Consider the following 2336-nt stretch of genomic DNA (forward strand, 5'->3'; position numbering starts at 1 on the left):
AATTATCCCTTTTTGTCCTGAAGCACCTCTTTTTGGAACACCAAGAGAGCGCATTAATGTAGTTGATGTAAATGGTGAGCAGCGCATAGTTACAGATGAAACAAATGTAGATGTAACACTGCGTTTAAAAGAGGAGATAGAACACTTTTTAGAACAGAACCCTAAGTTTGATCGTATAGTATTAAAGTCAAAATCTCCAAGTTGCGGCTACAAAACAACCCCTGTTTTAAATGAGTCAAAAGAGCAACTCTATTTGGGAAATGGAATTGCAGCGAATGTCATAGCAAAACACTCTCCTCATTCAAGAATAGAGAGTGAGTTAGATTTTTCTGAGTCTATTTGAAAAGATTCTCGAAATACTCCTCAATATCTCCTGGAGTAGAAGAGATACTCATAAACTGTCCCATGCTTAGTTTTGGAAAACTAAGTGCAAGGTAGTATTTTGGATGCATGATTTTTGCTTCATCATTCTCTACAAAGACCATATATGGTAAAAAAGCTGTGTTCTTTTCACCCTTTATCTCTGAAACATAGGATTTTTCACCGTTCTTTGTAGGCATAGCGACACCGACAAGTGTTCCCTCTTTGAGTTTTATTTCAAATACGATGTTGTCACCTGCATTTTTCTTGAGTTTTTCTAAAAGATTTTTTCCCTTAGCTATTTCTAGCATATCTTCATAGTATGGCATACTCATCATAAAATGATACCCTTTGATGTCATCTTCATCAAGTGCATCAGCTGAACCTGTAAGCTTTCCAAACGCAGTCGCAAGTGCACTGTTGATACTCTTTGCAGTTGCATCTGTATAATCATCTTCGATGAATGCACGCATAAAGTACTCTGGGTTTGTAAAGACTAAAGTATTGTCTTTTTTGTCTACAAGTACTTTTTGTACGGCTGCAAAACTGTTGTCATCATCTTTTGATGCTTCTTGCTGTATAGCTGCGTTTGTGTATGCGATTACATGGTAGTTAGGGTTTGACATAGCATTGTACTCGCCAACGACTTTAAATCCTTGTGTTGTTAGGGCAGATTTTACTGCGTCACTGTTCTTAAACGCAGCATATTCATAAGTGCTGACATCTTTAGCCATCAGAGTTGAAGTAAGGAGTGCTGCAAGTGCTCCTGAGAGTAGTAGTTTTTTCATTAAATCTCCATTGATATTAGATAGGATTATTATAATTAATTATAGTGTTTTTGTCAATTGTTTTAATATATAATTAAAAAATATTATATGAAGTGTGAAGTTTTTAGAGGTTCTCTGAATAAATTAACATTTATGTAACACTTTTAGAATATACTTCATAAATTTAATTAAGGTGGGTGTTATGCGTAATAAATTTATAGTCTCTTTTATGGGATTGTTGACAATTGGTTTAGTAACTCTTCTAAACGCAGCAATGTTTCAAACTGTGCCAGCTTCAAAGGCTAAGTTGTTACAGACAGGTGAGCAGAAGTATTTTTGTAATGTTTGTGGTATGAATCTTGTAATGTTTTATAAAACTAATTATGCAGCTTCTGTTAATGGTCAAGAGAAACAATATTGCTCTCTTCATTGTCTTGTAGAAGATAGAGATAAGAATCATGCAGATCCTCAAAACATCAAAGTCGTGGCTGCTGATACATTGAAATTTATAGATGCAAAAAAAGCCTATTTTGTTGTTGGCTCTTCTAAAAAAGGGACTATGAGTATGGTAAGTAAATATGCTTTCTCAAGTTTAAACGCAGCAAGTAAATTTGCAGCTAAATTTGGTGGTGAGGTGACTGATTTTAATGCTGCAATAGAGGCAGCAAAAGAAGATTTTCCAAAAGATTCGCATATGATAGGTAAAAAGCAGCATAAAATGTCTCAAATGGGTGCAATGATCTATGAAAAAAAGTGCACAAAAATAGATAAAACTTTTGATTCAGTTGCCAAAGCAAAAGCATTTGTTGTCTCTAAAAAAGTTTGTAAAGATTTGAATCCTAAAGAACTTCAAGCAGTTGGACTTTATTTGATAAATAGATAGTGGTGAAATGGACTCTATAAATTTTTTCTCAATTATCACTATTGCTTTTTTAGGCTCATTTGGACACTGCATAGGTATGTGTGGTGGTATTGTTGTTGCATATAGTACAACGAAAATAGATGGTAAATGGAGTAAAACAAAGCAAGCATTTGCGCATCTTCTTTACTCTTTTGGTCGTATTTTTACATATACCCTTCTTGGTGCTATGTTTGGATTTTTAGGAGGGGTAGCTACTTTTAATAATTTTACAAATGGAATGTTACTTATAATCGCAGGTACTTTTATGATACTTGCAGGACTTTCACTCTCTGGAAAAATTAAATTTT

4 protein-coding genes are annotated in these 2336 nt (G+C 34.1%); 3 read left to right on the forward strand and 1 reads right to left on the reverse strand.

Annotation, left to right across the window (positions count from 1 at the left end; genetic code table 11):
* The coding region (locus MV589_RS01625) for a 2-thiouracil desulfurase family protein (RefSeq protein WP_297431405.1) at positions 1–343 on the forward strand (343 nt) is incomplete at its 5' end.
* Here MV589_RS01625 and MV589_RS01630 read toward each other — a convergent pair.
* Positions 336–1148 carry a hypothetical protein gene (locus MV589_RS01630; protein ID WP_297431407.1) on the reverse strand — a complete coding sequence of 271 codons (813 nt, stop codon included), beginning with the start codon at positions 1146–1148 and terminating at the stop codon, positions 336–338. The genes MV589_RS01625 and MV589_RS01630 overlap by 8 nt on opposite strands.
* Positions 1149–1329: 181 nt before the next feature.
* Here MV589_RS01630 and MV589_RS01635 point away from each other — a divergent pair, with 181 nt between their 5' ends.
* Positions 1330–2010, forward strand: a complete 681-nt coding sequence (locus tag MV589_RS01635) for a nitrous oxide reductase accessory protein NosL (protein WP_297431408.1) — start codon at positions 1330–1332, stop codon at positions 2008–2010.
* A 7-nt stretch (positions 2011–2017) separates the two neighbouring features.
* A partial coding sequence (locus tag MV589_RS01640) for a sulfite exporter TauE/SafE family protein (protein ID WP_297431410.1) occupies positions 2018–2336 on the forward strand: 319 nt, incomplete at its 3' end.

This window comes from Sulfurimonas sp., from assembly GCF_026991475.1.
Classification (GTDB): domain Bacteria; phylum Campylobacterota; class Campylobacteria; order Campylobacterales; family Sulfurimonadaceae; genus Sulfurimonas.

What these genes read in the sequence shown, in the direction of transcription:
- MV589_RS01630 (WP_297431407.1), bottom strand. Translation starts at nt 1,148, where the DNA reads ATGAAAAAACTACTACTCTCAGGAGCACTTGCAGCACTCCTTACTTCA.
- MV589_RS01635 (WP_297431408.1), top strand. Translation starts at nt 1,330, where the DNA reads ATGCGTAATAAATTTATAGTCTCTTTTATGGGATTGTTGACAATTGGT.